Source organism: Massilia sp. Root335, from assembly GCF_001425685.1.
Taxonomy (GTDB): Bacteria; Pseudomonadota; Gammaproteobacteria; order Burkholderiales; family Burkholderiaceae_D; genus Telluria; species Telluria luteola.
The window spans coordinates 224,263-246,572 of record NZ_LMCY01000044.1; the positions used below are offsets into that span (position 1 = coordinate 224,263).

Consider the following 22,310-nt stretch of genomic DNA (forward strand, 5'->3'; position numbering starts at 1 on the left):
TACCCGGTTTCGCACGCGTCCGCGTGGGCGCGGGGTGCCTATCCTACCCGGTTTCGCACGCGTCCGCGTGGGCACGGGGTGCCCACCCTACCAGGACAGTAGGGTGGGCGGCCCCCGTCCACGCGGATGCATGCGCCCGCCGGACAGGTTCTACAGCGCCGGCCAGTCCAGCGCGCGCGCGCTGGCGAAGCTGCGCGGCGCGCCCGTGAGCGGGTCGTCGAACGCGATGGCGCGCGCCAGCAGTTGCAGCGGCGCGGAAAAATCGTCGCCCTTGCACGGCAGCGCGACGGGATAAAACGCATCGTTCAGGATCGGCGCGCCCAGCGCCGCCATGTGCAGGCGCAGCTGGTGCTTGCGGCCGGTGTGCGGATGGAGCCGGTAACGCGCGACGCCGCCGCGCGTTTCCAGCAGTTCGACGAACGTCTCCGAATTCGGCTCGCCCGGTTCTTCGCGCATCACGAAGAACTTGTCGCCGTCGACCATGCGGCTCCGGTAGGTGAACGGGAATGCCCGCCCTTCCAGCACGGGCGCCAGCGCCTCGTACACCTTGCGGATGCTGCGCTTCTGGAACATCGACTGGTACGTCCCGCGCGTGGCCAGGTTGTGCGAGAAGATGACGACGCCGGCCGTCTCGCGGTCGAGGCGGTGGATCGGCGTCAGGTGCGGCAGGTCGAATCCCTGCTTCAGGCGCACGAGCAGCGTCTCGCGCAGGAAGCGTCCGGTCGGGATCATCGGCAGGAAGTGCGGCTTGTCGACGACGAGCAGGTGCTCGTCCTGGAAGATGATCGATTCCTCGAACGGGATCGGCGTCTCGTGTTCCAGCTCGCGGTAGTACCAGATGCGCATGCCCTGGCGCACGTGGCTGTCGGCGCCGAGGCGCTCGCCCTGCCCGTCGACGACGTCGCCGCGCGCGAGGCGCTCGGCCCAGGACGGGCCGGCGACGTCGGGAAAACGCGCTTCCAGGAAGGCCAGCATGCCGCCGGTGCGGGTGTCCGTGATCCACAGATAACTGGGCGCCACGCCGTCCTTCACCGGCAGCGGCACGACGGCATTGGCGGCGGCCTGGTGGCCCTTCCTGACGAAACGTGCCATCGGTCCTCTAACGCTGTGCGACGTTGCTGCGGTACGGCGGCAGGCTGTCGAGCGGCACGCCCTTGCTGCGCGCGTACAGCGGCAGCAGGACGTTCATGTGGTTCTCGATCTGCTCGATGCGTTCGCTGCCGCCCGGGTGCGTGGACAGCAGTTCGATCGGCGCGCCGCTCTGGTTCAGGACGGCCATCTTGTTCCACAGCGCGATGCCGGCGCGCGGGTCGTAGCCGGAGCGCGCGGCGATGTCCAGGCCCACGAGGTCGGCCTCGCGTTCCTCGTCGCGCGAGAATTTCAGCACGGCCAGCTGGCCGAGCGCATTCGCCGCGCCGCGCACGTCCACGCCGAGCCAGGCCGACAGCGCGGTGCCGCCCAGCTGGCTGAAGAGGCCCGTCGCCGTCGCCTTGCTCTGGCGGTCGCGCCCGTGCTCGCGCAGCGCGTGCGCGATCTCGTGGCCCATCACGGCCGCGATCTCGTCGTCCGTCAGGCGCAGCTTGTCGATGATGCCGGTATAAAAGGCGATGCGCCCTCCCGGCATGCAGAAGGCGTTTACCTCACCGGATTTCAGCAGGTTGACCTGCCACTTCCACTGCTGCGCGTCCTGGTTCCAGCGGATGGTGTTGGGGATGATGCGTTTGGCGATCGCGCGCAGGCGCTGCACCTGCGGATCGGATTCGGGCACGAGCGCGCCCTCCTGCTTCGCCTTGCTCATCAGCGCCAGGTATTGCTGGGCCGACTGCTGGTTGACCGCTTCCTCGGGCGCGGCGATGTCGCGCCATGCGCTGCCGATCCGGTTGCGGTTGAGCGGCTTGACGGCGATGCCGTCCTGCACGACCTGGCCCTGGTTCGGGCGGTCGTCCTGGGGACGCGCGGCGTACGCGCCCTGGGTGGCGGCGCACACGGCAAACAGCACGGCCGCGCTGCGCTTGAAGAGTGGATTCATGGTGTTCTCCTGCTGGGTTCTGACGACATCATGCCCGCGACACGCACGTATGTACAACACGATACGCGGGCATGCGAGTGCAAACGCTCAGGCCTTGCCGGCGAGATCGCGCTTGCGCAGGCGGAATACGGCCAGGCTGCCGCGCAGGTTCGGCAGGAACGACACCGGCCTGCCCTCGGCCAGCGCGACGTATTCCAGCATTTCCAGGCCGCATTTCTCGGCCAGGTCCTTGAAGTCGTAGATCGTCGCGTAGCGCAGGTTCGGCGTATCGAACCACTGGTAAGGCAGCGTGCGCGACACCGGCATGCGCCCTTTCAGCAGCGCGGCGCGGTGCGGCCAGTAGGCGAAGTTCGGGAACGACACGATCGCCTCCTTGCCCACGCGGACGATGTCGCGCAGGCGCGCCTCCACGTGCTGCATCATCTGCAGCGACGACAGGCACAGGACCATGTCGAACGCATCGTCCGCGAACAGGCCGAGGCCCTGCTCCATGTCGTGCTGGATCACGCTGATGCCGCGCTGCGTGCTTTCCAGGACCTTGTCGTCGGCGATCTCGACGCCGTAGCCGGTGCAGCGCTTGGCCTGTTCGAGGTAGCGCAGCATGGCGCCGTCGCCGCAGCCGACGTCCAGCACGTGCGCGCGGTCGCCCACCCAGTGCGCGATGAAGGCCAGGTCGGGGCGCAGGGTGCTCAGGTCTTCGAATTTCATGCGGCCTCCTCTGCCCAGATGCGTTCGTAGTAGGCGCGCACGATGTTCATGTAGCGCGCGTCCTCCAGCAGGAAGGCGTCGTGGCCGTGCGGCGCGTCGATCTCGGCATACGTCACCTTGCGGCGGTTGGCCAGCAGCGCTTCGACGATCTCGCGGCTGCGCTCCGGCGAGAAGCGCCAGTCGGTGCTGAACGAGGCGATCAGGTATTGGGCGCGCGTGTTTTCCAGCGCCTTGGCGAGCACCCCGCCATGTTCGCGCGCCGGGTCGAAGTAATCGAGCGCCTTCGTGATCAGGAGGTAAGTGTTGGCGTCGAAGTATTCCGAGAATTTATCGCCCTGGTAGCGCAGGTACGATTCGATCTCGAAGTCGACGCCGAAGTCGAATTTGTACTCGTTGCGCTCGGCCGCGTTGCGCAGCTTGCGGCCGAATTTTTCCGCCATGTCGTCGTTCGACAGGTAGGTGATGTGGCCGACCATGCGCGCCACTTTCAGGCCGTTCCTGGGCACGACGCCGTGTTCGTAGAAGTCGCCGCCGCGGTAGTCCGGATCGGTGAGGATGGCCTGGCGCGCCACGTCGTTGAACGCGATGTTCTGCGCCGACAGCTTGGGCGTGGATGCGATCACGATGCAGTGGCGCAGGCGTGCGGGGAACATGATGCTCCACGCGAGGGCCTGCATGCCGCCCAGCGAGCCGCCCATCACGGCCGCGAACCGCTCGATGCCGAGGCGGTCGGCCAGGCGCGCCTGCGCGGCGACCCAGTCCTCCACCGTCACGACGGGGAAGGCGGCGCCGTACGGCTTGCCGGTGGCCGGATTCGTGTGCATCGGGCCCGTCGAACCGAAGCAGGAACCGAGGTTGTTGACGCCGATGACGAAGAAGCGGTCGGTGTCGACCGGCTTGCCCGGTCCGACCATATTGTCCCACCAGCCGGCGCTCTTGGGCTGGTCGGCGTAGTGGCCGGCGACGTGGTGCGACGCGTTCAGCGCGTGGCAGATCAGCACCGCGTTCGATTTGTCGGCGTTCAGCGTGCCATACGTTTCGTACACCAGCGTGTAATCGCCGAGCACCGCGCCGCTTTGCAGATGTAGTGGTTCAGCGAACTGCATCGCCTGGGGGGAGACTATTCCGATCGATCCCATGAAGACTCGTTAAATTATTGTGTGCTGCGAATGACTAGAGGGACTGCAGCTGCTCCACGGCTTCGGCGATGGCCGCCGGCTCCATCGCGCGCAGGATGCGCCGGGTGCGCGGCACGAGCCGCGCCAGGTCGCTGGACAGGATTTCCTGCTTGACGGCCAGCAGCTGGGCCGGATGCATCGAGAACTCGCGCAGGCCCATGCCCAGCAGCAGGCGGGTGAGCTTGACGTCGCCCGCCATCTCGCCGCACACGGCCACGTCGACGCCGGCCTTGCGCCCGGCCTCGATGGTCATCGCGATCAGGTTCAATACCGCCGGGTGCAGCGGATTGTACAGGTGCGCCACCTCGTAGTCGACGCGGTCGATCGCCAGCGTGTACTGGATCAGGTCATTGGTGCCGATCGACAGGAAGTCCAGGCGCTTCACGAACATCGGCAGCGCCAGCGCGGCCGCGGGGATCTCGATCATGGCGCCGACGTCCACGTCGTCGTCGAACTTGACGTTCTGCTCGCGCAGCTGGGCCTTGGCCTGTTCGATCATGGCGAGCGACTGGTCGATCTCGAACGCATGCGCCAGCATCGGGATCAGGATGCGCACCTTGCCGAACGCGGACGCGCGCAGGATCGCGCGCAGCTGCGTGAGGAACAACTGCGGCTCGGCCAGGCAATAACGGATCGCGCGCAGGCCCAGCGCCGGATTCAGCGCCGTGTGCTCGGTCTGGTCGAGCGGCTTGTCGGCGCCCACGTCGAGCGTGCGGATCGTGACGGGCCGGCCCTTCATCGCCAGCACCGCCTTGCGGTACTGCTCGAACTGCTCGTCCTCGCCCGGCACCTTGAGGCCTTGCGCGCCGCGTCCCATGAACAGGAACTCGGAGCGGAACAGGCCGACGCCGACGGCGCCCGCCTCCAGCGCCGGGCCGCAGTCGTCCGGCAGCTCGATGTTCGCGAGCAGCGTGATCGGCGTGCCGTCCGTGGTGACGGCTGGCGTCTTTTTCAGCTTGAGCAGGCGCTTGCGCGCCTTCATCAGGTTGGCCTGGCGCGCGCGGTACTGCTCCATCACGAGCGCGCTCGGATTGCAGATGACGACGCCGGCGTCGCCGTCGACGATCACCCAGTCGTCCTGCTCGATCAGGCGCGACGCCTGGCTCATGCCGACGGCGGCCGGGATGTCCAGGCTGCGCGCGACGATCGCCGTGTGCGAATTCTGGCCGCCCACGTCCGTGACGAAGCCGACGAACGAGCGGTCGCGGAACGCGAGCATGTCGGCCGGCGAGATGTCGTGGGCGACCACGATCATCTGCGGCTGGAAGTGGTCTTCGCCGACCGGCGGCGGCGCCGGCAGCGCGGTCCCCATCAGCACCTTGAGCACGCGCTCGGCCACCTGCTGGATGTCCTGCTTGCGCTCGCGCAGGTACTCGTCCTCGATCTCGTCGAACTGCGCCGACAGCTCGTCGATCTGCGTGACGAGCGCCCATTCGGCGTTGTAGTGGCGCGAACGGATGATGTCGAGCGGCGCCTCCGAGATCATCGGATCGGACAGGATCAGCACATGCACGTCGATGAACGCGCCCAGTTCCGTCGGGGCTTCCTTGGGCAGCTCGGTCCACAATTCCTGCAGGTTGCGGTGCACTTCGGCGATCGCGTCCTGCAGGCGCTTCACTTCCGCCTCGACCTGCTCTTCCGGCACGAGGTAATGCTTGACGTCGAGCGCGGCCGGCGTGAGCAGGTGCGCGCGCCCGATCGAAATCCCGCGCGAGACCGGAATGCCGTGCAATGTGAACGATGCCATGGAGGGTCCCGGGTGACGTCCGCCGCGTGTATCCGGCATTACTCGCCTTCGCCGAATCTGTCGTTGATGAGGCCGGCGAGCGCCGCGATGCATGCCTGTTCGTCGGGGCCGTCCGCCTCCAGCGTCACCTTGGCGCCCTTGCCGGCGGCCAGCATCATGACGCCCATGATCGACTTGGCGTTGATGCGGCGCGCGTTGCGGGTGAGCCAGACGTCGCTCTGGAACTTGGCGGCCAGCTGGGTGAATTTGGCGGAAGCGCGGGCGTGCAGGCCCAGCTTGTTGATGATCTCGAGTTCCTGTTGAATCATATTGTAGTTGTCGTTTTCTCTTGAGATACGCCCGGGACGTTTCAGGACGGCCCCGGACCCCGGTCAGGTGCCGAGCCGGATCCTGTTGTCCACCCTGACGGCGCCGTTCTGGGCGCCGGCCAGTGCCATCTCGACCACGACGTCCAGCGTGTCGCGCCGGTACGTGATCGCGCGCAGCAGCATCGGCAGGCTGATGCCCGCGATGATTTCCACGCGCCCGGCCTCGGCCAGCGAATTGCAGCAGTTCGACGGCGTGCCGCCCTTGATGTCGGTGATGACCAGCACGCCGTCGCCTTCGTCCAGGCGCGCGATCGCGCTCTTCGCCAGTGCGTTGATTTCGTTCGTGTCCTGGTCCGCCGTCACGTCGATCGCCTCGAAGCGCTCGGTGGGGCCGCGGAACACGTGCGCAACCGCGGCGATGAATGCCTGGCCCAGCGGCGCGTGGGTCATCAGCAGAATGCCTACCATTGTCTTAGTTTCCCGTTACCCGGTTTTCGATGGCATCGATGAACATCGCCGCGACGTCGAAACCGGTCTGGTCGGCGATTTCCTGGAAACAGGTGGGGCTGGTGACATTCACCTCGGTCAGGAAATCGCCGATCACATCCAATCCTACCAGCAACAGCCCGCGCGCGGCCAGTACGGGGCCGAGCGTTTCCGCGATCTCGCGGTCGCGCGCCGACAGCGGCTGCGCGACGCCGGTGCCGCCAGCCGCCAGGTTGCCGCGCACCTCGCCGGCCTGCGGAATGCGCGCCAGCGAAAACGGGACCGGCTTGCCGTCGATGACGAGCACGCGCTTGTCGCCCTTGACGATGGCGGGAATGTATTTCTGGGCCATGATCGTGCGCGCGCCGTTTTCGGTCAGCGTCTCGATGATCGAACCGAGATTCAGGCCATCGTCCTTGACGCGGAAGATGCCGGCGCCGCCCATGCCGTCCAGCGGCTTGAAGATCACGTCGCCGTGCTCGGCGTGGAAGGCGCGCAGGCGCGTGCCGGACGACGACACGAGCGTCGGCGACGTGAACTGGCTGAACTGGGCGATGGTCAGCTTTTCGTTGTGGTCGCGGATCGCCGAGGGTTTGTTGAACACGCGCGCGCCCTGGCGCTCGGCCAGCTCCAGCAGATAGGTGCCGTACACGTATTCCATGTCGAACGGCGGATCCTTGCGCTCGATGACGGCGTCGAATCCGGACAGGGGCACGATATCGGTGTCGCCCTCGCGGTACCAGTCGTCGGCGTCGCCGGTCAGCTGAATCTCGGTCGCCTCGGCCGTCACGACGCCCTCCTCCAGCACGAGGTGGCGCTGTTCGAAGGCGTAGATCCGGTGACCGCGCCGCACGGCTTCGCGCATCATCGCGAAGGTCGAGTCCTTGTAGATTTTGAAGCCGGACAGCGGATCGGCGAGAAAAGCGATTTTCATGATGGTCCCAATGGAGGCAATGCCTCGATTTTAGCCGGAAACGCGGATGTTCGCGGAAAGGCGGCCGCGACCGCCGGACGAGTTGGCGAGGCAGCTTCCCATTGGCAAAATGTCATCTATTCAGCCCGCATTTGCGTACCCTCAAACGTGCCTCCGGCCCGCTTGGGAAGATGCGTTCGAGGAGGACACGATGAGCGACCGTGCCGAACAGGAACGCATCAACCAGGTCTATCGCCAATGGCATGGCGGGGCCGCGCTGGCGAAATATGCCTGGCACCGGCCCGACGTCGTCCGCCAGACGGCGGCGCGGTCGCGCGCGCTGGCCGAGCTGCTGCCGCTGACGGTGGGGCGCGACCTGTCCGCCGTGCGCGTGCTCGACGTGGGCTGCGGCAGCGGCAGCTTCCTGCGCCAGCTCATCGACTGGGGCGCCACGCCTGCCCACCTGGCGGGCACGGAACTGCAGCAGGACCGCCTCGACCAGGCGCGCACCCGCGCGGCGCCCGGCATCCGCTGGCATCTGGGGCAGCTCGACGCCTTTCCCGACGCCAGCATGGACCTCGTGAGCGCGCACACCGTGTTTTCCTCGATCCTGGACGAAGACCTGCGGCGCGACCTGGCCGCCGAGATGTGGCGCGTGCTGCGTCCGGGCGGCTGGACGATGATCTTCGACTTCCGCTACGCCAGTCCGCGCAACGCCCACGTGCGCAAGGTGACGGACGTCGAACTGCTGCGCTTCTGGCCCGCCGCCAGCCGCCACTACCGCACGCTGGTGCTGGCGCCGCCGCTGGGCCGCACCCTGGCCGCCCTGCCCTGGCTGATACCGGAAGCGCTGGCAACATTGATCCCGCCGCTGCGCTCGCACTTCATCTACATGGCGCGCAAGCCCGAGACGGACCGGGCGGAATGAATCAATAGATTTCCGGGTCCGAGCGCTCCAGCGTAGGGTGGGCACCCTGTGCCCACGCGTAACGCCACATGCCGCAAACATCCGCGTGGGCTCGGAGAGCCCACCCTACGTCGATATCGCAAGCCGTAGGTTGGGGCTCCCCGAGCCCACCAAACGCATGCGGTCCACAGACAATTAATAGATTTCCGGATCCGGATCGGTCCGTTCCAGCTCCAGCGACGCCGCCAGCAACGCGAGACGCGCCACGACGCCGTACACATAAAACCGGTTCGGCGCGGCCGTCCCCGGCTTCGCCTTCAGGTCCGGCACGGCATGCTGCTGCGCGAACGCGAGCGGCACGTATTGCGAGCCCGGCGCGTTCAGGTTCTGGTCGACGCCGCGCTCCGCATGCACGCGATAAAAGCCACCGACGACGTAGCGGTCGATCATGTACACGACCGGCTCCGCCACCGCGTCGTTGATCGACTCGAACGTGGGCACGCCTTCCTGGATCATCACGTCGGTGACGGTGACGCCGTCCTTGATGACCGACATCTTGTTGCGCTGCTTGCGGTTCAGGTCCTTGACTTCGCTCGCATCCTTGACGGTCATGATGCCCATGCCGTAGGTGCCGGCGTCCGGCTTGACGATGACGAAGGGTTTCTGGTCCTTCATCCCGTATTCCTTGTACTTCTTCTTGATCTTGGACAGCAGCGCCGACACGTTGTCGGCCAGGCACTCCATGCCGACGTCTTCCTGGAAATCGACCTCGCCGCATTTGCTGTGCAGCGGGTTCACGAGCCAGGGATCGATGTCGATCAGCTTGCCGAACTTCTTGGCGACTTCGTCGAAGGCCTTGAAGTGATTGCTCTTGCGGCGCACGGCCCAGCCGGCGTGCAGCGGCGGCAGCAGCGATTGCTCGTGGACGTTTTCCAGGATGCTCGGGATGCCGGCGGACAGGTCGTTATTCAGCAGGATCGTGCACGGATCGAAATCGGCCAGGCCGACGCGGCGGCCGTTGGGTGAGCGCACGAGCGGTTCGACGACGAGCATATTCCCGTCCGGGAGCGCGAGCGGGGTCGGTTCCGTCACGTCGGGCGACAGCGAGCCCAGGCGCACGTGCAGGCCCGTCTGGCGGAAGATCTGCATCAGGCGCTGCACGTTCTGCAGATAGTACGGATTGCGCGTGTGGCTTTCCGGGATCAGCAGCAAGTTGCGGGCGTCCGGGCAATACTTGTCGATCGCGGCCATGGCGGCCTGCACCGTCAGCGGCAGCATCTCGGTCGACAGGTTGTTGAAGCCGCCCGGGAACAGGTTCGTGTCCACCGGCGCCAGCTTGTAGCCGGCATTGCGCAGGTCCACCGAGCAATAGAACGGCGGCGTATGCTCCTGCCACTCGAGGCGGAACCAGCGTTCGATGGCGGGCGTGGCTTCGAGGATCTTCTTTTCCAGGTCCAGCAGGGGACCGGTCAGGGCAGTGGCGAGGTGGGGAACCATAAAAATGACGTCCTTCGGGCTTCTTGGCGATATGGTAAGCCGAGATTGGGGTGGTTGAACGTTTTTTAAAGCCCCATATTCATTCAGGCAACAAAAAAGCGCCAAGAAGGCGCTTTTTTGAAAGCGCCAAGAAGGCGCCTTTTTTTAAAAGCGCCCGAAAGCGCTTTTTTGAACCACATTGCCGATTCGACAATCAGGAGTGATACGCCTGCTCGCCGTGGCTCGTGATGTCCAGGCCTTCGCGTTCCTCGTCCTCGGGCACACGCAGGCCCACGACGACGTCGACGATCTTGTAGGCGACGAACGAGACGACGGCCGACCACACGATGGTGGTGCCGACGGCTTCCGCCTGCACCAGCACCTGGTGGGCGATCGAGTACGGATCGGCGGACATCTTGTTGGTGACATAGTCGAAGATGCCCTGGCCGCCCAGTTGCGGTGCCGCGAACACGCCGGTCAGCAGCGCGCCCAGGATACCGCCCACGCCGTGCACGCCGAACACGTCCAGCGAGTCGTCGGCGCCGATCATGCGCTTCAGGCCGTTCACGCCCCACAGGCAGACGATGCCGGCGACGAGGCCGATGATCAGCGCGCCCATCGGACCGACGAAACCGCAGGCCGGGGTGATGGCGACGAGGCCGGCGACGGCACCCGAGGCACCGCCCAGCATCGACGGCTTGCCCTTGGTGATCCATTCGCCGAAGACCCACGACAGGGTGGCGGCGGCGGTGGCCAGCAGGGTGTTGACGAAAGCCAGCGCGGCGATGTCGCCCGCTTCAAGTGCCGAACCGGCGTTGAAGCCGAACCAGCCCACCCACAGCAGCGAGGCGCCGATCATGGTCATGGTCAGCGAGTGCGGGGCCATCGATTCACGGCCGTAGCCGACGCGCTTGCCGATCAGGACCGCACCGACGAGGCCGGCGATAGCGGCGTTGATGTGCACCACGGTGCCGCCCGCGAAGTCGAGGGCGCCCTTCTGGAACAGCCAGCCTGCCTTGGCGGTCTCGGCGTCGGCGGTGGCGGCGGTGATGGCATCCGGACCGGTCCAGAACCAGACCATGTGGGCGACCGGCAGGTAGCCGAACGTGAACCACAGCACGACGAACAGCAGCACGGCCGAGAAGCGGGCGCGCTCGGCGAAGGCGCCGACGATCAGGCCGCAGGTGATGGCCGCGAACGTGCCCTGGAACGCCACATACACGAATTCAGGAATGACGACGCCCTTGCTGAACGTGGCCGCGGTCGAGAACGCGCCCTTGACCGGATCCCAGATCCCCTTCAGGAACAGGCGGTCGAAGCCGCCGATGAACGCGGTGTTCTCGGTGAACGCCAGCGAATACCCGTACAGGCACCACAGGACGATGATGACGGCGAAGATCATGAAGACCTGCAGCAGGATGGACAGCATGTTCTTCGAACGGACCAGGCCGCCGTAGAACAGGGCCAGGCCCGGGATCGTCATCATGATCACCAGCAGGGTCGACACCATCATCCAGGCGGTGTCGCCCTTCTGCGGCGTGGGGGCGGCGGCCGGAGCAGCGGCGGCCGGTGCCGGTGCTGCCGCCGCGCCGGCCGGGGCGGCTGCGGCGGCAACCGGCGCGGCGTCGGCGGCCGGCGCAGCGGCGGCCGGTGCGCTCGCGGCCGGGGCCGCGGCGGCAGGTTTGGCGGCGTCCTGGGCCAGGGCCGGCGCGGATGCGGCCAGCGCCATGGCGACGGACACGCCTGCGATCAGTTTTGTGATTGTATGGATCATCGGATTCCCCTTACAGCGCTTCGTTGCCGGTTTCGCCGGTACGGATACGGACTACCTGCTCCAGGTTGGAGACGAAAATTTTGCCGTCACCGATCTTGCCGGTGCGGGCGGCGCTCTGAATGGTGTCGATCACCTGGTCGACGATGGCGTCGTCGACGGCTGCCTCGATCTTGGTCTTCGGCAGGAAATCGACGACGTATTCCGCACCACGGTAGAGCTCGGTATGGCCCTTCTGGCGGCCGAAACCCTTCACCTCGGTCACCGTGATACCCTGGACGTTGATTTCCGAGAGGGCTTCACGCACCTCGTCGAGCTTGAAGGGTTTGATGATGGCGGTGATCATTTTCATGCTTTTGCCTCTTCAGAAAGTTTTTGAAACAGTGAGCAGGGCCGCGGACTTGCCCAGGTTTTCTGCGGACGGGCTCAGGTAGGCACTGGTGTCGGCCTTGATGAAGGCCAGGGCCACCGAACAGACGCCCAGGTCCTTGGTCACGCCGATCTTGTAGTCGGTGTAGGAAAACGAACCGTTGTGGCGCACGTTCTGGCGGCCGGCATGCAGGTTCAGCGTGAAGCCGTTGCTGATGTCGACGTTGGCGCCGATGTCCAGGTAGCCGCTGCCCTTGCTGTCGGCCGTGCCGAACAGGTTCGTCAGTGAATGCGAGTACTTGACGTAGGCCGGGCCGAAGCCGAGTTGGCCATACACTTCGAACGTGTTGGCGTTGGGATGCAGGCCATTGCTCGGATAGAAGTAGTACAGGCCGCCGACGTCATACGTGACGTCCGCGCTGAGGTTGCCGCGCTTGCCGCCGTACAGATCCCATTCGACGTCGCCGCTGCCGCCCAGGTCCTTGGTCCACTTGATGGTCGACAGCCAGGTGCCCGCGTACAGGCCGGTCGGGTTGTGGGTGTAATCGGCGCCGCCCTGCAGCGCGGGGTCGAGGCGGGACTGGGAAATGCCGCGGTAGCGATAATCGCTCGTCACCGCCGCGTTGTAGCTCACTTCATTGTCCGGCTTCTGCTCCTCGGCGCTGGCCATCCCGATGCCGAGACTCCACAAGCTTGCGGCCAGTACTGCAACGTGGGGCCAATTGCTGTTACGACGCTTCATACGACACTCCCTTGTAGTTGAACATATTCTTGAGTTGCGGTTTACAATCCCGGATCGCGACCCCGTTATGGTTTATGGTTGATTAGCAGGATGCGTGCCACCCTTGCCGGGACGGGTATCGCCTTGTTTTTCACGCCTTATGCCCCCACTTTTTTGGTTTCAAAAAACAAACGAGACCAGGACGCGTGCGCCGTCCCGGTGCACGCACCAATTCAGGTACATACGCACCGTCTTGGTGCGTCGCACCGACTCAAGGAATAGTGTGAAATGAATAATTTTTTTAATGATTTGCAGGGCAAGCTCAACGAAGTCTTCGAAAACTCGCCCGCCAAGGACATCGAGCGCAACGTCAAGGCGATGATGACCCAGGGCTTTTCGAAGCTGGACCTCGTGACGCGCGAAGAGTTCGACATCCAGGCCCAGGTGCTGGGGAAGACGCGCGCCAAGCTCGACGCGCTCGAATTGCGCGTAGCCGAACTGGAAGCCAAGGTGGCGGCGGCCGACACCAAGGCTTGACGCACCGCGGGCGGCCTTGCGCCGCCCTCGCGCCGCTCCTATCGTCGCCGCACCGCCACCCGCACCACCGCCCGCCACGTGGCGAACAGGACAGCCCCACCCAGGCTGACCGCAAGCACGATCGCGACCATCCAGCCCACCGGATTGGGCAACCCGGCACTGTCAGCGGCAAACATCAAGGCACACGCCAGCGCCACCTGCGCGATCCAGACGCCGCGCACCGGCCGGAACGCGCCCAGGTCCCCGCGCCGCCACAGGCGCAGCGCCACCCAGGTCACGGGTCCGCACAGCAGGCAGAACAGGACCGCGATGGCGAGCAGGGAAAGAATCAGTCTGGGCATGCGTCGATAGGGATCAAAGCCGGCCAGGCGGCCGGGCCCGCTACCTTACCAGACCCCATGCGAAAAAAGTTCGGTACGCGCGCCTGTCCCCTCTCAACAGGCACCGGCTCCGCTTGCCTAAGATGGGGCCTCGTCCACCGCTGAAGGAACCCGATTGAGCCTCGCCGTCCTCAGGAGCCGCGCCCTCGCCGGCATGGAAGCGCCCGCCGTCAGCGTCGAGGTCAACCTGGCCAACGGATTGCCGGCCATGAATATCGTCGGCCTCGCGGACGCCGAAGTGCGCGAGTCGAAAGACCGCGTGCGCGCCGCGCTGCAGAACTCGGGCTTCGACGTGCCCAGCCGCCGCATCACCATCAACCTCGCGCCGGCGGAACTGCCCAAGGAATCGGGACGGTTCGACCTGCCGATCGCGCTGGGCATCCTGGCGGCGTCGGAGCAGATCCCGGCCGGCGCGCTGGACGGCTACGAATTCGCCGGCGAGCTGTCGCTGTCGGGAGAATTGCGCCCCGTGCGCGGCGCGCTGGCGATGAGCTTTGCGATGTTGCGCCGCCACGCACACCCGGACGAACCGGCGCGCGCCTTCGTGCTGCCCTGGGCGAACGCGGACGAAGCCGCCCTCGTGACGGACGCCGCCATCTACCCGGCCCGCTCGCTGCTGGAGGTGTGCGCGCACTTCGCGGCCAAGTCCGAAGATGCGCGGCTCGCGCGCTACCGGCCCGCCGCCGCGGACGCCCCGCCCGTGTACCCGGACTTCGCCGACGTCAAGGGCCAGCAACAGGTCAAGCGTGCACTGGAAGTGGCGGCCGCGGGCCTGCACTCCGTGCTGCTGATCGGGCCGCCCGGTGCCGGCAAGAGCATGCTGGCATCCCGCTTCCCCGGCCTGCTGCCGCCGATGTGCGAAGAAGAAGCGCTGGAAACGGCAGCCCTCCAGTCGCTGGCCGGCAGCTTCGCCATCGAGCGCTGGCGCAAGCGGCCGTTCCGCAACCCGCACCATACGAGCTCCGGCGTGGCCCTCGTCGGCGGCGGCCCCGTGCCGCGCCCCGGAGAAGTTTCGCTGGCCCACCACGGCGTGCTGTTCCTCGACGAGTTGCCGGAGTTCGACCGCAAGGTCCTGGAAGTGCTGCGCGAACCGCTGGAAACGGGCGGCATCACGATCTCGCGCGCGGCCCGCCAGGCCGATTTCCCCGCCAATTTCCAGTTGATCGCGGCGATGAATCCGTGCCCGTGCGGCTGGCTCGGCCATCCGTCAGGCAAATGCCGCTGCACGCCGGACGGCGTCCAGCGCTACCAGGACCGCATCTCCGGCCCCCTGCTCGACCGCATCGACATCCAGATCCCCGTCGCGGCGATGGCGCCGGATACGATGGCGCAACTGGCCGACGGCGAGCCGAGCGCCGCCATCGCGCAGCGCGTCGCCTGCGCGCACGCGCGCCAGCTGGCGCGCCAGGGCAAGGCCAACCAGAAGCTCACGACGCGCGAGATCGACACCCACTGCCGCCTCGACGCCGCCGCCGAACGCCTGCTGGGCGACGCCATGCAGCACCTGCACTGGTCGGCACGCGCCTACCACCGCGTGCTGAAGGTGGCGCGCACGATCGCCGACCTGGCCGGGTCGGACAGGGCGCAGGCCATCCACGTGGCCGAGGCGATCCAGTACCGGCGCGGACTGCGCGATCACTGATGGAAAATCAGGCGAGCCCGGTCGACGCCTGCTCGCGCGCCGCGCGCTTGATGGCCTGGGGCGGCTGGCCGAAGGCGCGCAAAAAGGCGCGGCGCATGCGCTCGGGGTCGGAAAAACCGGTCTCGCGCGCCACCACGTCGATCGAATGGTTGCTGCCCTCGATCATGGCGCGCGCCGCTTCCACGCGCAGCACCTCGATCGCGCGCGCCGGCGACTGGCCCGTCTCGATGCGGAAGGTGCGGCTGAACTGGCGCGTGCTCAGGTTGGCCGCTTCCGCCAGCTCGTCCACGGACAGCGGCTTGCGCAGGTGGGTTTTGGCATAGGACAGTGCTTGCTGGATGCGGTCGGATTTCGGCTCCAGTTCCAGCAGGGCCGAGAACTGCGACTGGCCGCCGCTGCGGCGGTGGTAGACGACCAGCTTGCGGGCAATGTTGCGCGACAGCTCGATGCCATGGTCGCTCTCGACGAGGGCCAGGCACAGGTCGGCGCACGCGGTCATGCCGGCGGACGTCCAGACCCTGCCCTCGTTGATGAAGATGCGGTCTTCCTCGACGCGCACTTTCGGGTACATGCGCTGCAGGTCGCGCGCCAGCGACCAGTGCGTGGTGGCGCGCTTGCCGTCCAGCAGGCCCGCTTCCGCCAGCAGGAAGGCGCCCGTGCAGATGCTGCCCACGCGGCGCGACTGCACGCCGGCCTGGCGCAGGATCTCGACGAAGCCCGGCGACGACGGCCGGCGCGGCACCATCTGCCCCGCCACCAGCAGGGTGTCGTAGTCGTAGCGCGTGACGGCGTCCGTCAGCACGTTGATGCCAGAGGAGCTGGCCATGGCGCCGCCGTGCTCGGACAGGATCGTGACTTCGTACAAGGGTTCGTCGGACAGGGCGTTGGCGAATTCATACACCGTCGTTGCCATCAGGTCCAGGGCCTGGAAGCCGGGGGGCAGCAAGAGTCCGATTCTGCGTTTCATGTTGTCCTCAGTGATGATTAGGCTTGCCGGCTGGACCGGATTACAGCGTCTGCTGCAGTGCATGATGGTAATCATACGACACCAGCTTGGCCCCGGCCAAAAACAACTGACAAAGTAGATAGGAGGTTATTTAGATGTGCATACGCACATGTTGGCCTGATTCGAGGGTTCTTTGTCATTCAAGGCACGAGTGTTTGCGCCAACATAAAGCCCTGACGACAACCGGAGAACGAACATGCAACTGACGGACAACACCATTTTCATCACGGGCGGCACCTCGGGCATCGGCCGCGGCCTGGCGGAAGCCTTCCACCGGCTCGGCAACCAGGTCATCATCAGCGGTCGCCGCAAGGCCCTGCTGGACGAGGTGACGCGCGCCAATCCCGGCATGCGCGCCATCGAACTGGACATCGCCGATCCGGCCAGCATCGAACGCGCCGCCGCGACGCTGATCGCGGACTACCCCGCGCTGAACGTCCTGGTCAACAATGCCGGCATCATGCCGTTCGACGATCCGTCCGGCCCCATCGACGACCTGACGGCCGTGTCGACCGTCGGGACGAATCTGCTCGGCCCGATCCGCATGACGGCCAGCCTCGTCGGGCACCTCAAGAAGCAGCCGCGTTCGACCATCGTCAACAACACGTCGGTGCTGGCCTATGTGCCGATCGCCACCAGCGCCGTGTACTCGGCCACCAAGGCCGCGCTGCACTCGTACACGCTGTCGCTGCGCTTCATGTTGCGCGCCACCAGCGTGACGGTGCAGGAAATCGCACCGCCCTGGGTCAACACCGACCTGATCCACAAAGGCGACGATCCGCGCGCCATGCCGCTCGACGCGTTCATCGCCCAGACCATGCAGGCACTGGCCACGAACCGGGAAGAAGCGCTGGTCGACAGTGCCGTCCCGCTGCGCAACAATGTCGGCCCGGACGAGCACAAGCTGGTCAACGACTTCAACGCCCACATCGCGGCACATCCGATTCCCATGGGCGCCTGAAGAACGGGGCGGTCGGGGCGGCCTGCGCGGGCCGCCGGTTTCGCCGCTCGGCAAGCCCTGTTACCATGGCGTCATGACAAGACGACTCTTCGCGTTTTCCGTGGCCGCCGCGCTGTGCCTCCTGGCGGCCTGCTCCCCCAAATACAACTGGCGCGACTATGCCAGTCCGGACGCCCGCTACCGCGTCACGTTCCCGGCCAAGCCGGCCACCTTCACCCGCAACATCGACCTGGACGGGATGCAGGTCGCCATGACGATGACGGCGGCCGAAGTCGACGGCGCGACTTTCGCCGTCGGCGCGGCCGAGGCACCGGATGCCGCGCGCGCACAGGCTGCGCTGGCAGCGATGGAGGTCGCGCTGGTGCGCAACATCGGCGCCACCGTGACGAGCCGGAATACGACGGTGGACAACAACGACCGGGCGACGCGCGACATCGACGCCAGCGGGACCAGCCAGGGCGTTCCGATGCGCCTCGTCGGCCATTTCGAATCGCGCGGCAAGCGCTTCTACCAGGTGATCGTGCTCGGCAAGACGCAAGCGCTGCCGGCCGAGCAGGTCGAACAATTCCTCACTTCCTTCAAGCTGCGCTGACATGAACACTGCATCTCCCGCCCTGCGCCTGTCGGCGCTGCGCAAATCCTTCGGCCGTCCGGCCGTCGACGGCCTCGATCTGACGGTGCGGCGCGGCGAACTGTATGCGCTGCTGGGCCCCAACGGCGCCGGCAAGACGACGACGCTGCGCATGGTCACGGGCCTGCTGGCACCCGATGAAGGCACCGTCGAGGTGCTCGGCATCGACCTCGCGCACGACCCCGCGGGCGCCAAGCGGGGCATGGCCTATCTGCCGGACGACCCGCTGCTGTACGGGAAACTCAAGCCCACGGAATACCTGGAATTCGTCGCCGGCCTGTGGGGCATCCGCGCCCAGGACGCCGAACCCCGGGCGCGCCGCCTGCTCGACTGGCTCGACCTGACGCAACACGCGCACGAACTGACCGAAGGATTTTCGCGCGGGATGAAGCAGAAGCTGGCGCTGGCCGGCGCGCTGATCCACGAGCCCGAACTGCTGATCCTGGACGAACCGCTGACCGGCCTGGACGCCGCGGCCGCGCGCCAGGTGAAGGACCTGCTCGTGTCGCACGTCGACAAGGGCGGCACGGTGATCCTGACGACGCACATCCTCGAAGTGGCGGAGCGCCTGGCGCAGCGCATCGGCATCATCCGCCAGGGCCGCCTGATCGCCGAGGGCACGCTGGCCGAGCTGCGCGCACGCACGCAGGGCGGCAGCCTGGAAGACGTGTTCCTGCAACTGACCGAAGGACAGCCGGGATGAGTGCCGCTCCCGGAAGCATCCTCTGGCTGTTGGGCCATGAGCTGCGCATGGCATGGTATGGCACGGGACTGAACAAGGGCGGCAAGCGCGGCCGGGGACGCTTCGGCATGGCGTTCATCGTCACCGTCGGGCTCCTGCAGCACCTGGTCGCGTTCGCCATGCTGCGCGCACTGGAGCACAGCGGCATGGACGAGGCGTTCCTGGCCATTCCCCTCACCGCCATCCTGCTCGTGTGCGCGACCTTCATGCTGTCGAGCGCCCTGTCGAGCTGCGTGATGGCGCTGTTCGAGCGCGGCGACCTGGACCTGCTGCTGTCCTCGCCGCTGCCCTCGCGCAGCGTCTTCGCCGTGCGCCTGCTCGGCATCGCGGCGGCCACCGCCACCCCTTACCTGTTCCTGGCGGGCCCGTTCGCCAACGTCGCGCTGGTGCTGGGGCATCCGGGATGGCTCGGGCTGTACGTGGTGATTTGTGCCTGCGCCATGCTGATGGCCTGCGCCGGCATGTTGCTGACGCTGGCGCTCGTGCACACGCTCGGTGCGCGCCGCACGCGCGTCGTGGCCCAGGTAATGGCCGCCATCGCGGGCGCGCTGGTGTTCCTGCTGTCGCAGGCGTACAACTTCACCCGCCACGACGGCAGCACCGGACCGCGGCTGCTGGCCATGCTCGCCGGCCAGCACCTGTTCGGCCCCGGCAGCGCGTTGTGGCTGCCCGGCCATGCCATCCTCGGCGCGCCCATGCCGCTGCTGGCCGCCCTCGTGCTGGCTGCGCTCGCGTTCGCGCTGACGGTGGGCCGTACCCACCGCTTCTTCGTCCATGGCCTCCAGCAGGCCGCCGGGGCCAGCCGCGTGCGCGCCAGGCCGGCCGGCGCGGTGCGCTTCCATTTCCGCGGCAGCCTGTTCGACACGATCGTCGTCAAGGAATGGCGCCTGATCGCGCGCGACCCGCACCTGATCACGCAGGTGCTGTTGCAGCTGATCTATCTCGTGCCATTGGTGCTTCCCATCCTGCGCGACAATTCGACCAGCGCCGCGCTCGGCGCCGGCCTCACGCTGCTGTGCAGTTCGCTGACGGGCAGCCTGACCTGGATCGTGATCTCGGCCGAGGACGCGCCCGACCTCCTGCTGTCGGCACCGGCATCGAGGCGCACCTTGCAGCTGGCCAAGCTGGCCGCGGCCACGATGCCTGCCCTGCTGATCGTCGCGCTGCCGCTGCTGTGGCTGATCGTGCACGCGCCGCTGACCGGCCTGCTCTTCGCGTTCACCGTCAGCGCGGCCGTGCTGAGCGCCGGCCTCATCGTGCTGTGGACGGGGCGGCCGGCGCCGCGCAGCGATTTCAAGACGCGCGGCAAGGGAAATGTCCTGAGCAGGATGCTGGAAATGATCAGCAGTCTCTGCTGGGGTGGCCTCGGCTGGCTGCTCGTCTACCTGGCCGCGGGCGCTGCAAGCTGGGTGCTGTTTGCGGCCGCAGCGTTGCTGGCTGCGGGACTGGGCGTGTTGCTGCTCGCCTGGCAGTTCCGACGCGGCCCGATGTGAGAGCGAGCGCACTGACCTTCATGCGCCACTCGTGTTATCGTTTGGCTACTAGCGATTGAATGAGACAACTATGCTTATTACCTTTAAATCCAAAGCCTACCCCAACGTCATGATGTACCAGGATCACGCCAGGCGGATCCTCGACCTGTTGCACAAGGACAGTGAACGCGGCGTCATTACCGCCGAGGAAGCTGGCAAGGCGGTCAAGCTGCTCGAAAGCGAGATCGAGGAAAGCCGCAAGCACCTGGCCACGGACGAGATGGAGCAGGACGTCAAGGCGCACCACGGCGAAGCAGATACCGAGCACGAGACGATCGAGGCAGTGACGTTCTCGACCCGCGCTTTCCCGCTGCTGGAAATGCTGCGTGCCGCACGCGACCATCAGACCGACGTGCTCTGGGGCGTCTGAGCCCCGGCTAGGAAGTTTCCCGCGCAAGCTCGGCCGCCGGCAGCGCGACGCGGCCCTTGCCCTTGCGCTTGGCTTCATACATCGCCTGGTCGGCGCGGGCCAGCAGGCGGGCCGGCTCCTGCAGTTCGTGCGGCAACTGCAGGGCCACGCCGATGCTCGCGCCCACCTGTACGCTGCCGCCGGCCAGCAGGTAGGGACGTGACAACTCGTCCAGCAGGACATGCGCCTTGTTTTCGGCATCCTGCGCATCGGTCAACAGCTCGAGCACGACGACGAATTCGTCGCCTGCCAGCCGCGCGGCCATGTCGGTCTCGCGGATGCCGTTCAGTAGACGCATGCCGAACTGGCGCAGCAACTCGTCGCCCTCTTCGTGGCCGCGCGTATCGTTGACCTGCTTGAAACCGTCCATGTCGAGGAACAGGACCGCGCACGGACGTCCCAGCCGCGCCGCCCGCGCCATCGCTTCCGGCAACGCCTGCATCAGCGCGCGGCGGTTCGGCAAGCCGGTCAGCACGTCGCGCATCAGCAATCCCTGCAACTCGGCCGTACGCGCCGCCACCGTCACCTCGAGTTGCGCGTTCATCCGCTCGAGGGTGTCGCGGTGCGTGCGCTCGCTGGCGACGAGATCGCGCAGCGCCTCCGACAGCACCTGCACCTCGTAAAAACTGTTCACTGCCGGAACCCGCGCAAGCGACCCGTGCGCGGGCGCCTGCGCGAGGTCTTCAATGGCGCTGCTGAGCATCTTGAGCGGCGCGACGATGCGCCGCGCCAGCAGGGCCGCCACGGCCGCGAGGACGATACACAGGCCGAGACACAGCCACAGCACGCGGCGTTCGAAATCGTGCGCCGAGGCCAGCGCTGCAACTTCCGTCTGGCGCACGAGCACGGCCCAGCGCAGGCCCGCGCGATCGCGGCCGCGCCCCGTCTGGCTGTAACCCGTCATATAGGTCCGGCCGTCGGGCCAGCGCTCCTTGACCGCCCCGGTGCCGTTGTCGAACGCGCGGCGCAAGCTCTCGGTCGCGATGGGTTTTTCCAGGATATCGGCCGGGCCGAGCAGCACGACGCCGTCGCTGCGCACGACGATGATCTCCGCGCCGTATTCGCGCAGCGCCGGCGTCAGCAGTGCCGTGGCGAGCGTACGCGCCCACTTCCAGCTCAGGTGAATGGCAAGGACGCCGCGCAGCGTACCGTCGGCATCCCGGATCGGGCCGGCCACGTCGACGAAGCGCCACGGGTCGGACGTGCGCGGCAGCAGGCTGCCCAGCATGACGGCAGGATGATAATCTTCCGCGACAACGGCAAGTTGGCCGACGTGGAACCAGGGACGCGCGGTGACGTCGCGATTCTCCAGCAAGCCGCCGGTCGCGGCCAGCACGCGGCCATCCGGCCGTGCGATGCCGATCCACGCATAGTCGGGGAAATTGCGCTGGAAATTCTCGAGTGCCCGCCTGACCGCCGCGGGACTCCGGGCGGCGCGGACGTCCGATGAAGTCGACAGCAAGGTCACATCGCGGACCGTCTGGTCCAGCGTGCGGTCGAGGGAGTCGCGCATTTGCCACGACAGTTGTTCCAGCCGCAAGCCGGCTTCTTCCGCCGCGTGGCGGATGGCGAAATGGTCGACGAGACTCAGTTGCAGAAATGCAGTCATCGCCACCGTCAGGCAGGCAAACGACACCATCCATGCCGCGAGCCGAACAGGCCTGGTCCGCTTGGCTCGTGTTTCGGTGTCGCTGGCAGCGCTCATACGGTTTGCGAAAAAATAAAGACTGAAATGCTACCGTACATACGCAGCCGGCTACACAAATATTTTTATAGCGGATGGCCTTATTTTCCTGCGCACCAAAGCAAAAAGCCCGCTCAGTATCAACTGAGCGGGCTTCTGCATATAACTAGCCT

The 22,310-nt window shown here is 66.5% G+C and carries 23 protein-coding genes; 8 read left to right on the forward strand and 15 right to left on the reverse strand.

Annotated elements, in window-relative coordinates:
• Nucleotides 1–150 precede the first annotated feature (150 nt).
• The 8 genes from ASC93_RS23420 to gshB all read right to left on the reverse strand — a co-directional run bounded on the left by ASC93_RS23420 (nucleotide 151) and on the right by gshB (nucleotide 7,390).
• Nucleotides 151–1,092, reverse strand: coding sequence for an RluA family pseudouridine synthase (locus tag ASC93_RS23420; RefSeq protein WP_056448161.1), 942 nt, complete (start codon nucleotides 1,090–1,092; stop codon nucleotides 151–153).
• A 7-nt stretch (nucleotides 1,093–1,099) separates the two neighbouring features.
• Complete coding sequence (locus ASC93_RS23425; protein WP_056448163.1) at nucleotides 1,100–2,029, reverse strand: M48 family metallopeptidase; 930 nt, start codon at nucleotides 2,027–2,029, stop codon at nucleotides 1,100–1,102.
• An 87-nt stretch (nucleotides 2,030–2,116) separates the two neighbouring features.
• The gene (gene metW / locus ASC93_RS23430; RefSeq protein ID WP_056448166.1) at nucleotides 2,117–2,737 is read right to left on the reverse strand and encodes a methionine biosynthesis protein MetW; all 621 of its coding nucleotides are present in this window, start codon (nucleotides 2,735–2,737) and stop codon (nucleotides 2,117–2,119) included.
• Nucleotides 2,734–3,876 carry a homoserine O-acetyltransferase gene (locus ASC93_RS23435; RefSeq protein ID WP_082548287.1) on the reverse strand — a complete coding sequence of 381 codons (1,143 nt, stop codon included), beginning with the start codon at nucleotides 3,874–3,876 and terminating at the stop codon, nucleotides 2,734–2,736. Before ASC93_RS23435 ends, metW begins: the two co-directional genes overlap by 4 nt.
• A 34-nt stretch (nucleotides 3,877–3,910) precedes the next feature.
• Nucleotides 3,911–5,662 (reverse strand): phosphoenolpyruvate--protein phosphotransferase, encoded by a 1,752-nt coding sequence (gene ptsP, locus ASC93_RS23440; RefSeq protein ID WP_056448172.1) that lies wholly within the window; start codon nucleotides 5,660–5,662, stop codon nucleotides 3,911–3,913.
• Nucleotides 5,663–5,700: 38 nt separating this feature from the next.
• Nucleotides 5,701–5,970, reverse strand: a complete 270-nt coding sequence (locus ASC93_RS23445; protein ID WP_056448175.1) for an HPr family phosphocarrier protein — start codon at nucleotides 5,968–5,970, stop codon at nucleotides 5,701–5,703.
• Between the two features lie 63 nt (nucleotides 5,971–6,033).
• Complete coding sequence (locus tag ASC93_RS23450) at nucleotides 6,034–6,438, reverse strand: PTS sugar transporter subunit IIA (protein WP_056448179.1); 405 nt, start codon at nucleotides 6,436–6,438, stop codon at nucleotides 6,034–6,036.
• Between the two features lie 4 nt (nucleotides 6,439–6,442).
• A complete protein-coding gene (gshB, locus tag ASC93_RS23455; protein ID WP_056448181.1) occupies nucleotides 6,443–7,390 on the reverse strand; it encodes a glutathione synthase in 948 nt (315 codons plus the stop codon).
• A 190-nt stretch (nucleotides 7,391–7,580) separates the two neighbouring features.
• Between gshB and ASC93_RS23460 the strand changes: the two genes are divergently transcribed.
• Nucleotides 7,581–8,297 carry a class I SAM-dependent methyltransferase gene (locus ASC93_RS23460; RefSeq protein WP_056448184.1) on the forward strand — a complete coding sequence of 239 codons (717 nt, stop codon included), beginning with the start codon at nucleotides 7,581–7,583 and terminating at the stop codon, nucleotides 8,295–8,297.
• A 174-nt stretch (nucleotides 8,298–8,471) separates the two neighbouring features.
• Here the strand turns inward: ASC93_RS23460 and gshA are convergent, their stop codons facing one another.
• The 4 genes from gshA to ASC93_RS23480 form a co-directional block, all read right to left on the reverse strand.
• Nucleotides 8,472–9,773 (reverse strand): glutamate--cysteine ligase, encoded by a 1,302-nt coding sequence (gene gshA, locus ASC93_RS23465; RefSeq protein ID WP_056448187.1) that lies wholly within the window; start codon nucleotides 9,771–9,773, stop codon nucleotides 8,472–8,474.
• A gap of 193 nt (nucleotides 9,774–9,966) precedes the next feature.
• Nucleotides 9,967–11,526, reverse strand: coding sequence for an ammonium transporter (locus ASC93_RS23470; RefSeq protein WP_056448191.1), 1,560 nt, complete (start codon nucleotides 11,524–11,526; stop codon nucleotides 9,967–9,969).
• A 10-nt stretch (nucleotides 11,527–11,536) separates the two neighbouring features.
• A complete protein-coding gene (locus ASC93_RS23475) occupies nucleotides 11,537–11,875 on the reverse strand; it encodes a P-II family nitrogen regulator (RefSeq protein ID WP_025511601.1) in 339 nt (112 codons plus the stop codon).
• A gap of 12 nt (nucleotides 11,876–11,887) precedes the next feature.
• Nucleotides 11,888–12,634, reverse strand: coding sequence for a TorF family putative porin (locus ASC93_RS23480; protein ID WP_056448196.1), 747 nt, complete (start codon nucleotides 12,632–12,634; stop codon nucleotides 11,888–11,890).
• A gap of 267 nt (nucleotides 12,635–12,901) precedes the next feature.
• Between ASC93_RS23480 and ASC93_RS23485 the strand changes: the two genes are divergently transcribed.
• On the forward strand, nucleotides 12,902–13,150 hold the full coding sequence (locus ASC93_RS23485) for an accessory factor UbiK family protein (protein WP_056448199.1): 249 nt from the start codon (nucleotides 12,902–12,904) through the stop codon (nucleotides 13,148–13,150).
• 38 nt (nucleotides 13,151–13,188) lie between these two features.
• On the opposite strand, the gene ASC93_RS23490 is transcribed toward ASC93_RS23485, so the two are convergent.
• A complete protein-coding gene (locus ASC93_RS23490) occupies nucleotides 13,189–13,491 on the reverse strand; it encodes a hypothetical protein (RefSeq protein ID WP_056448203.1) in 303 nt (100 codons plus the stop codon).
• Between the two features lie 154 nt (nucleotides 13,492–13,645).
• Here ASC93_RS23490 and ASC93_RS23495 point away from each other — a divergent pair, with 154 nt between their 5' ends.
• Nucleotides 13,646–15,172: a YifB family Mg chelatase-like AAA ATPase gene (locus ASC93_RS23495; RefSeq protein WP_056448206.1), complete on the forward strand. Its 1,527-nt coding sequence runs from the start codon at nucleotides 13,646–13,648 to the stop codon at nucleotides 15,170–15,172.
• Between the two features lie 7 nt (nucleotides 15,173–15,179).
• Here ASC93_RS23495 and ASC93_RS23500 read toward each other — a convergent pair whose 3' ends face one another.
• Nucleotides 15,180–16,139: a GlxA family transcriptional regulator gene (locus ASC93_RS23500; protein WP_056448209.1), complete on the reverse strand. Its 960-nt coding sequence runs from the start codon at nucleotides 16,137–16,139 to the stop codon at nucleotides 15,180–15,182.
• A gap of 235 nt (nucleotides 16,140–16,374) precedes the next feature.
• On the opposite strand from ASC93_RS23500, the gene ASC93_RS23505 reads away from it, so the two are divergent.
• The 5 genes from ASC93_RS23505 to ASC93_RS23525 all read left to right on the forward strand — a co-directional run bounded on the left by ASC93_RS23505 (nucleotide 16,375) and on the right by ASC93_RS23525 (nucleotide 20,414).
• Entirely contained in the window at nucleotides 16,375–17,139 is a 765-nt protein-coding gene (locus ASC93_RS23505; RefSeq protein WP_056448212.1) for an SDR family oxidoreductase, read from the forward strand.
• Nucleotides 17,140–17,212: 73 nt separating this feature from the next.
• Entirely contained in the window at nucleotides 17,213–17,731 is a 519-nt protein-coding gene (locus ASC93_RS23510) for a hypothetical protein (protein WP_056448215.1), read from the forward strand.
• A gap of 1 nt (nucleotide 17,732) precedes the next feature.
• Nucleotides 17,733–18,473: an ABC transporter ATP-binding protein gene (locus tag ASC93_RS23515; protein WP_056448219.1), complete on the forward strand. Its 741-nt coding sequence runs from the start codon at nucleotides 17,733–17,735 to the stop codon at nucleotides 18,471–18,473.
• On the forward strand, nucleotides 18,470–20,005 hold the full coding sequence (locus ASC93_RS23520; protein ID WP_157202090.1) for a hypothetical protein: 1,536 nt from the start codon (nucleotides 18,470–18,472) through the stop codon (nucleotides 20,003–20,005). Before ASC93_RS23515 ends, ASC93_RS23520 begins: the two co-directional genes overlap by 4 nt.
• 70 nt (nucleotides 20,006–20,075) lie before the next feature.
• The gene (locus tag ASC93_RS23525; RefSeq protein ID WP_056448225.1) at nucleotides 20,076–20,414 is read left to right on the forward strand and encodes a DUF1840 domain-containing protein; all 339 of its coding nucleotides are present in this window, start codon (nucleotides 20,076–20,078) and stop codon (nucleotides 20,412–20,414) included.
• 7 nt (nucleotides 20,415–20,421) lie between these two features.
• On the opposite strand, the gene ASC93_RS23530 is transcribed toward ASC93_RS23525, so the two are convergent.
• Nucleotides 20,422–22,062 (reverse strand): sensor domain-containing diguanylate cyclase, encoded by a 1,641-nt coding sequence (locus ASC93_RS23530; protein ID WP_229412845.1) that lies wholly within the window; start codon nucleotides 22,060–22,062, stop codon nucleotides 20,422–20,424.
• Between the last annotated feature and the right edge of the window lie 248 nt (nucleotides 22,063–22,310).

Bases quoted from the DNA above. Each gene is read 5' to 3' on its own strand.
- gshA (WP_056448187.1), bottom strand. From the start codon at position 9,773: ATGGTTCCCCACCTCGCCACTGCCCTGACCGGTCCCCTGCTGGACCTG.
- ASC93_RS23485 (WP_056448199.1), top strand. From the start codon at position 12,902: ATGAATAATTTTTTTAATGATTTGCAGGGCAAGCTCAACGAAGTCTTC.
- ASC93_RS23510 (WP_056448215.1), top strand. From the start codon at position 17,213: ATGACAAGACGACTCTTCGCGTTTTCCGTGGCCGCCGCGCTGTGCCTC.
- ASC93_RS23480 (WP_056448196.1), bottom strand. From the start codon at position 12,634: ATGAAGCGTCGTAACAGCAATTGGCCCCACGTTGCAGTACTGGCCGCA.
- ASC93_RS23470 (WP_056448191.1), bottom strand. From the start codon at position 11,526: ATGATCCATACAATCACAAAACTGATCGCAGGCGTGTCCGTCGCCATG.
- ASC93_RS23490 (WP_056448203.1), bottom strand. From the start codon at position 13,491: ATGCCCAGACTGATTCTTTCCCTGCTCGCCATCGCGGTCCTGTTCTGC.
- metW (WP_056448166.1), bottom strand. From the start codon at position 2,737: ATGAAATTCGAAGACCTGAGCACCCTGCGCCCCGACCTGGCCTTCATC.
- ASC93_RS23530 (WP_229412845.1), bottom strand. From the start codon at position 22,062: ATGACTGCATTTCTGCAACTGAGTCTCGTCGACCATTTCGCCATCCGC.
- ASC93_RS23425 (WP_056448163.1), bottom strand. From the start codon at position 2,029: ATGAATCCACTCTTCAAGCGCAGCGCGGCCGTGCTGTTTGCCGTGTGC.
- ASC93_RS23450 (WP_056448179.1), bottom strand. From the start codon at position 6,438: ATGGTAGGCATTCTGCTGATGACCCACGCGCCGCTGGGCCAGGCATTC.
- ASC93_RS23420 (WP_056448161.1), bottom strand. From the start codon at position 1,092: ATGGCACGTTTCGTCAGGAAGGGCCACCAGGCCGCCGCCAATGCCGTC.
- ASC93_RS23475 (WP_025511601.1), bottom strand. From the start codon at position 11,875: ATGAAAATGATCACCGCCATCATCAAACCCTTCAAGCTCGACGAGGTG.
- ptsP (WP_056448172.1), bottom strand. From the start codon at position 5,662: ATGGCATCGTTCACATTGCACGGCATTCCGGTCTCGCGCGGGATTTCG.
- ASC93_RS23520 (WP_157202090.1), top strand. From the start codon at position 18,470: ATGAGTGCCGCTCCCGGAAGCATCCTCTGGCTGTTGGGCCATGAGCTG.
- ASC93_RS23445 (WP_056448175.1), bottom strand. From the start codon at position 5,970: ATGATTCAACAGGAACTCGAGATCATCAACAAGCTGGGCCTGCACGCC.
- ASC93_RS23435 (WP_082548287.1), bottom strand. From the start codon at position 3,876: ATGGGATCGATCGGAATAGTCTCCCCCCAGGCGATGCAGTTCGCTGAA.
- ASC93_RS23525 (WP_056448225.1), top strand. From the start codon at position 20,076: ATGCTTATTACCTTTAAATCCAAAGCCTACCCCAACGTCATGATGTAC.
- gshB (WP_056448181.1), bottom strand. From the start codon at position 7,390: ATGAAAATCGCTTTTCTCGCCGATCCGCTGTCCGGCTTCAAAATCTAC.
- ASC93_RS23500 (WP_056448209.1), bottom strand. From the start codon at position 16,139: ATGAAACGCAGAATCGGACTCTTGCTGCCCCCCGGCTTCCAGGCCCTG.
- ASC93_RS23460 (WP_056448184.1), top strand. From the start codon at position 7,581: ATGAGCGACCGTGCCGAACAGGAACGCATCAACCAGGTCTATCGCCAA.
- ASC93_RS23505 (WP_056448212.1), top strand. From the start codon at position 16,375: ATGCAACTGACGGACAACACCATTTTCATCACGGGCGGCACCTCGGGC.
- ASC93_RS23515 (WP_056448219.1), top strand. From the start codon at position 17,733: ATGAACACTGCATCTCCCGCCCTGCGCCTGTCGGCGCTGCGCAAATCC.